Annotated in this window: 5 protein-coding genes; 3 read left to right on the top strand and 2 right to left on the bottom strand. The window is 62.5% G+C overall.

The genetic code is table 11. The features are described from left to right. Positions 1–476 precede the first annotated feature (476 nt). Positions 477–806: a hypothetical protein gene (locus Q2941_RS19855; RefSeq protein ID WP_458193488.1), complete on the bottom strand. Its 330-nt coding sequence runs from the start codon at positions 804–806 to the stop codon at positions 477–479. A 493-nt stretch (positions 807–1,299) separates the two neighbouring features. Between Q2941_RS19855 and recA the strand changes: the two genes are divergently transcribed. From recA to Q2941_RS19870, 3 genes are all read left to right on the top strand, one after another. Continuing rightward, positions 1,300–2,388: a recombinase RecA gene (recA, locus tag Q2941_RS19860; protein ID WP_027527840.1), complete on the top strand. Its 1,089-nt coding sequence runs from the start codon at positions 1,300–1,302 to the stop codon at positions 2,386–2,388. Positions 2,389–2,561: 173 nt separating this feature from the next. Next, on the top strand, positions 2,562–3,557 hold the full coding sequence (locus Q2941_RS19865; RefSeq protein ID WP_458193489.1) for a hypothetical protein: 996 nt from the start codon (positions 2,562–2,564) through the stop codon (positions 3,555–3,557). Positions 3,558–3,616: 59 nt separating this feature from the next. Beyond that, positions 3,617–4,600, top strand: coding sequence for a hypothetical protein (locus Q2941_RS19870; RefSeq protein ID WP_458193490.1), 984 nt, complete (start codon positions 3,617–3,619; stop codon positions 4,598–4,600). Between the two features lie 4 nt (positions 4,601–4,604). Here the strand turns inward: Q2941_RS19870 and gcvP are convergent. Continuing rightward, positions 4,605–7,209: aminomethyl-transferring glycine dehydrogenase (gene gcvP, locus Q2941_RS19875; RefSeq protein ID WP_458193491.1), on the bottom strand; the 2,605-nt coding region annotated here is incomplete at its 5' end.

Below are 7,209 nucleotides of genomic sequence, written 5' to 3' on the forward strand. Positions count from 1 at the left end.
ATCTCATCGCGCCTTAGGGGTTGCGGGACAGCGAACAAAAAAAGCCCCACCAGGGGAGAGCCGGGCGGGGCAGAAGGTTATTGGAGGCTGAGGTGCTGGGCTGCAACACCGTAGCCAAGCGAAGTTAACCCGCGCAGCTTACAGGGAGCTTACAAGCGGGAGCGGGCGATTGGCTGTTCAAGGCCAGATTGCGGATAGGTCGCTCTGCCATCTCAAGGACGAATCCCGTCCCAATTCCGACACCCACTCGCAGAAATTACGACACAGCGATTGAAGAGACTCAGCGTTGCTCGGCGACGCCATGGGGGAACGTGGCCCGCCGATCAGGGGTGGCATATGGATAATGTAGAGCGATCATTCGCCGCAGCGACGGCGATGGGTTTTGTCGTGCTGGTCGTGGGGCTCATTCTGTTGGCTGTGTTGTAGGCCGGCACGCGGGACGAGAAGGGGCCGCTGGGCAGGCGGCCTTGCTCGTGTCATGGGCCAAAACTGCGGACGGCGGCGATGAGAAACGCCGCAGCGACCGTGAGCGATATTGCGGCGGCTATGCCCTTTGCCAGCGCCTTCAGTCCCGGCCTTGGCAGCACGAGACCAGTGGCCAAGATCGAAAGTCCGGCAGCGACAGCGGCAATCTTGAAGATAACCGAAGGCATCTTTTCCACCGTTCTTCGATCGGCGCTCGCCTGATCGTAGCCGGTCTGGGCGCTGTCAAAATCAACTCGATGACATCGAATCCGGCCCGATCCGCCGGCTACTTTGCATGGGGTTGTTTTCAGGGATTTTGGTGAAAGCCCGAAAGGCCGCAACCGAGGCGGCCTGATCCTTGAATTTAAACGGCCCCAAACGGGGGGCCGCCAACCCACTGATGGGGTTTTCCTCCAGCAGTCTGGGGGGCACCTTTCTGGCTGGGGGCCCCAAATCGACGCGCTACCAGGCGGATTGTTCCCTATGCCAAATAGTCTACCCAATTCAGACTAGGCGGGAGCGCCTAGTTCGTCCGAGGCATGAACAGAACTTGGCCAAATGCTGGCAACCGTGAACAGCGGTCATGAACAGAGTTTGACGCGTCCTTGGCAGTCTGCGAACAAATTAGGACACCTCGAAATTCATCTTGGGACACTTGGGGTTAGCTACGGACAGTGCCCCGAAGCGGGTCTTGGCCGAAACCGGCCAGCGCGCCGAAATCGAAAAGAACATATTGCGAACTTGGAACAAACGGTGTACGGTACTTTTATCGCCGACCCGCTTCGCCAATCGTTTGTCGCAACGCCGAATCCCCGCCATAAGGAGTACGACCAGATGTCCGCCACTGCCCTGCGTATCGTCGAAGGATCTTCCATGGACAAGAGTAAAGCCCTGGCTGCCGCGCTCTCTCAGATCGAGCGCCAGTTCGGTAAGGGTTCGGTGATGAAGCTCGGCAAGAGCGACCGTTCGATGGACATCGAGGCGGTGTCCTCCGGCTCGCTCGGGCTCGATATTGCACTCGGCATCGGCGGCCTGCCCAAGGGGCGCATCGTCGAGATCTACGGGCCGGAATCCTCGGGCAAGACCACGCTGGCGCTGCACACGGTGGCGGAAGCGCAGAAGAAGGGCGGCATCTGCGCCTTCATCGACGCCGAGCACGCGCTAGATCCGGTCTATGCGCGCAAGTTAGGGGTCAACATCGACGACCTCCTGATCTCGCAGCCGGACACCGGCGAGCAGGCGCTGGAGATCTGCGACACGCTGGTGCGCTCGGGCGCGGTGGACGTGATGGTGATCGATTCGGTCGCCGCGCTCGTGCCGAAGGCCGAGCTCGAGGGCGAGATGGGGGAATCGCTGCCCGGTCTTCAGGCGCGGTTGATGAGCCAGGCGCTGCGCAAGCTGACGGCCTCGATCAACAAGTCCAACACCATGGTTATCTTCATCAACCAGATCCGCATGAAGATCGGTGTGATGTACGGCTCGCCGGAAACCACGACCGGCGGCAACGCGCTGAAGTTCTACGCCTCGGTCCGCCTCGACATCCGCCGCATCGGCGCGATCAAGGAGCGCGACGAGGTCGTCGGCAACACCACGCGCGTGAAGGTGGTGAAGAACAAGCTGGCGCCGCCCTTCAAGCAGGTCGAGTTCGACATCATGTACGGCGAGGGCGTTTCCAAGATGGGCGAGATCCTCGATCTCGGCGTCAAGGCCGGCATCGTCGAGAAGTCCGGCGCCTGGTTCTCCTATGACAGCCAGCGCCTCGGCCAGGGCCGCGAGAATTCCAAAGCGTTCTTGAAGGCCAACCCCGACGTCACCGCCAAGATCGAGACCGCGATCCGCCAGAACTCCGGCCTGATCGCCGAGCAGATTTTGGCCGGCAATCCCGAGCGCGACGCCGACGGCGAGGAGCCGACGGAGGAGTAGGACCTAGCTAGATAATTTTCGCGAGGAGCGGGCGCTGAGGACGTTGAGTTGCCGACGTCTTCGGCGCCCGTTTCGTTTGGGCGCTGAGTGGGGCATGAAGCGGCTGATTTTGACCAACAATTGGCTCTGGCGTTTTCGGCCCTGTTTTAAGCAAGCCTTGAGGCCACGAAGCCATGACACGGCTTATTCTGACAACAGACTCGTCCGCTGCCGGTGCTCTCGAACGCGGTGGCCTTGGCGATCTCGTGATCGCGATTGGGCGTCGGCTTGTCTGGGGACCGTTGCCATCCGGCGCGGAGTTCGAAGCATTCTTTGCGCCGCGTAAGTCGCAGCCACGCGGTCTTCATTGGCTCGATGATACGCCACCCTGGCGCCCCGAGAAATCGGGTGCGAAGGATCGTGGATTGATCGAACTGCTTGCGGAAAGTGATTCCGTCGAATTGTGGATAGGCCCAGAGCCAAATGCGCAATTGATTCTGCTCTGGCTGCTCGAGCATTGGGGCAGTGGGAGCGTGGCGGGTTCCAAAATCGTGATGCGCCACTTGGACATCGCCGTCGGTGGCATCGATCCACAGCAGCTTGCGAAGCTTAACCCGCCGGCTGTTCAGATCACACACGATCACCTCGAACTGGCCGGTCGTGCGTGGCGGGCCTACCGAGCGTCGACCCCCAAGGGCTGGATCGAGCTCATCAAAGCGGATTTGAGCCTGCCGCAGCTTGGTCCATGCGCGTGGGACCTCCTCGAAGAGCTTCCGAGTGTCGCTACCGGTCTTGGGGCCACGGAAACGCGGATGCTGGAGTTAATCGCACCAGGCGAGGTGCAGCCCTTCGATGTCTTCCCAGGGCATCAGAAGCGCAACGAGCGGCGTGTTTTCGATTACTGGGAAGTCGGGGCCCTGCTTGACGGACTTGCGCGGTGTCCATGGCCGGCGGTGTCGGGACTGGATGAGGGGCCCTTTTCGCTGGCCATGCACGAGGACGCAGGTCGTCATGAACTGTACAAGCGGTCGCGATTATCGCTCACCGAACTCGGAACAGCGGTGCTGGCAGGAGAGGAGGACTTCCGCCGCCATAACCCGATCCAGCGATGGTGGGGCGGCACCGAATTGAACGGCGATCGACTGTGGCGCTGGGACGCAGAAGGCCGCTCGTTGATCGCGCCTGCCTGATGTGCGCGTGCTGCTTGGGGCGTAGCATTTTTTGTATCAATTCTGATCGAGAGGCGACCGTGTCACATTTGATCCTTGCTACGAATGGCCTGGCGGCAGGCACCCTGCGCCAGGCTGGAATGATGAACGTTGTCCTCGGCTTTTACCTTCGCTTCGTCTGGGGCCGGTTGCCGTCCGAGGAGCAGCTTGTGATGGGGCTGGAGCCGCGTTCAGCGAAGCACTGCAACATCGGCGATCACTGGCTCGATGACGTACAGAAGTGCCAGCTGAAAGGTTTCGGCACGCGAGATATCGGCTTTTTCGAGCTCTGCGAGAAATTCGATTCGATCGAAGTGTGGGTTGATCCGCAGCCAAACGATCAACTCGTGCTGGTCTGGCTGCTCAACCTTCTTCGCCCATACAAGGAGATCACGACCAAGCTGAGCCTGGTGCACACGGACGACGCCGTCGCGGGGTATCAGCCGGAATCAGTGGTGGAATGGAAGTTGCCGGCGTTCAAAGTTGCGGATAGTCACCTGACACTTGCGAGCCGTGCATGGCGCGCTTGGCGAGCGCCGACGCCCGAACCGTGGTTCGATCTACTCGCGAAGGATCTGACCATCCTTCCTCGATTGCGATCGGCCGTCATCACCATGCTCGCAGAGTTGCCTGATGTACAATCCGGACTCGGCGAAAACGAAATGGGCATGCTGGGGTGGATTGAAGACGAAGGTACCGAGCCACGAGAGGTGCTCCGTGCGGTTGAGTACCGCGAGGTGTTCGACGAGCTGGAAGCCGGTGAACTGCTCCGGGCGCTGGCGCAGGGTCCGGCACCCGCAATCATTGAACTTGGCGAGGTGCCGCTGGATACGAGTGAGGAGGCCCGTCCCTATCCATTTAGGGGAGGCCGGATCGCGCTTACTGAACTTGGGCGCGCCATTATGGCAGGCGAGGAAGACTTCTCCCGCCATAGCTCGATCCATCGTTGGTGGGGCGGTACTGAACTGACCAACGAACGGCTCTGGCGTTGGGACCCAAAAAGCCGTTCGCTGGTGGCACCCTGAAGTCCTACTCCGCCGCCTGCGCGTAGTCGCTCACCGCCGGGCAGGAGCACACGAGGTTGCGGTCGCCATAGACGTTGTCGACGCGGCCGACCGGGCTCCAATATTTGTCGGTGCGCGAGACGCCATCGGGGAAGCAGCCCTCAGTGCGGGTGTAGGCACGGGTCCAGTTGTCATCCGCGATGTCGTGCACGCTGTGCGGGGCGTTGCGCAGCGGTGACGCTTCGATCTTGAAGCGGCCGGCCTCGACTTCGGCGATTTCTTTGCGGATCGCGATCATGGCGTCGCAGAAGCGATCGAGCTCGGCTTTCGATTCCGACTCGGTCGGCTCGATCATCAGCGTGCCCGGGACCGGGAAACTCATGGTCGGGGCGTGGAAGCCGTAGTCGATCAGCCGCTTGGCGATGTCGTCGACGGTGACGCCGCTGGTCGTCTTCAACGGGCGCGGATCGATGATGCATTCGTGCGCGACGCGACCCTTCGCGTTCTTGTAGAGCACCGGGAAATGCGCGTCCAAACGTGCCGCGACATAGTTCGCGTTGAGGATCGCGATCTCGGTCGCACGCTTCAACCCTTCGCCGCCCATCATCAGGATGTAGATGTAGGAGATGGTCAGGATCGAGGCCGAGCCGAACGGCGCCGCTGAGACCGGACCGACCGTCGCATCAGCCTTCGTCGCTGGATGGCCGGGCAGGAACGGGGCAAGGTGCGCCTTCACGCCGATCGGGCCCATGCCCGGGCCGCCGCCGCCATGTGGGATGCAGAAGGTCTTGTGCAGGTTGAGATGGCTGACATCGGCGCCGTAGTCGCCGGGCCGCGACAGGCCGACCTGCGCGTTCAGGTTCGCGCCATCGAGATAAACCTGGCCGCCATGATCGTGGACGATGTCGCAGATCTCGCGGATATGCTCCTCGAATACGCCATGCGTCGAGGGATAGGTGATCATGACAGCGGCGAGATCGTTCGAATGCTCCTCGGCCTTGGCGCGGAGATCATTGACGTCGACGTCACCGTTCTTCTCGCAGGCGACGACCACAACCTCCATGTCGACCATTGCGGCGGAGGCCGGATTGGTGCCGTGCGCAGAGGAGGGGATCAGGCACACTTTGCGATGCGCCTGCCCGCGCGCTGCATGATAGCCGCGGATCGCGAGCAAGCCGGCGTATTCGCCCTGCGCGCCCGAATTCGGCTGCAGCGAGATCGCGTCATAGCCAGTGATGTCGCACAGCCATTTTTCCAGCCGCGCGAACAGCGCGTGATAGCCTGCCGCCTGCTCACGCGGCGCGAAGGGGTGCAGGCTGGAAAACTCCGGCCAGGTCAGCGGCATCATCTCGGTGGTTGCGTTCAGCTTCATGGTGCACGAGCCCAGCGGGATCATGGCGCGGTCGAGCGCGAGATCGCGGTCGCTGAGCTTGCGCATGTAGCGCAGCATCTCGGTTTCGGAACGATGCGCATGGAACACCGGATGGGTCAGGAAGGGCGTCGTCCGCTTCAATGCGTCCGGCAGCGTCTCGCGCGTGGTCGCGTCGATCTCGGCATAGGAGAGGTTGCCGCCGAACGCACGCCAGACCGCCTCAACGGTCGCCGGCGTCGTGGTCTCGTCGAGCGCAATGCGCAGGGCGCCATCACCGAGGCCGAGATTGATCGTCTCGGAAGCCGCGCGCGCGACGATCTCGTCGCGCTTCGCGCCGAAGTCCACGCTGACCGTGTCGAAAAAGTTTTCGGAGCGCGGCGCGAAGCCGAGCTTGCGCAAGCCCGCGGCCAGCACCGCGGTGCGGCGATGCACGATGCGCGCGATCTGCGAGAGACCTTCGGGGCCGTGATATACGGCGTACATCGAGGCGATCACCGCAAGCAGAACCTGCGCTGTGCAGATGTTGGAGGTCGCCTTCTCGCGGCGGATATGCTGCTCGCGGGTCTGAAGCGCGAGGCGATAGGCGGGTGCGCCACGCGAGTCCACGGAGAGGCCGACGATGCGGCCGGGCAGCGAGCGCTTCAGCGCATCGCGCACCGCCATGTAGGCCGCGTGCGGGCCGCCATAACCCATCGGCACGCCAAAGCGCTGCGCCGAGCCGATCGCGATATCCGCCCCTAACTCGCCGGGCGAAGCGAGCAGCGTCAGCGCCAGCAGATCGGCGGCAACGATCGCAAGCGCGCCCTTGGCGCGAAGCGTCGCAATGGCCGGCCGCAGGTCGCGCACCGCACCCGAGCTGCCGGGATATTGCAGCAGCGCACCAAGCACGTCTGTGTTGTCGAGATCGGTGAGGGGATCGCCGACGATCAGGTTCCAGCCCAGGGGTTCGGCGCGGGTGCGCATCACCGCGAGCGTCTGCGGATGCACGTCCTTGTCGACGAAGAAGGCTTGCGCCTTCACCTGTGAGTGCCGCTCCGCGAGCGCCATGGCCTCCGCCGCGGCCGTCGCCTCATCGAGCAGCGAGGCGTTGGCAACATCGAGCCCGGTGAGATCGCAGATCATGGTCTGGAAGTTGAACAGCGCTTCCAGCCGGCCCTGGCTGATCTCGGGCTGGTAGGGGGTGTAGGCCGTGTACCAGGCGGGATTTTCCAAAATGTTGCGCTGGATGACCGCGGGCAAAATCGTGCCTGAATAACCC

It is taken from the genome of Bradyrhizobium sp. UFLA05-153, assembly GCF_054185185.1.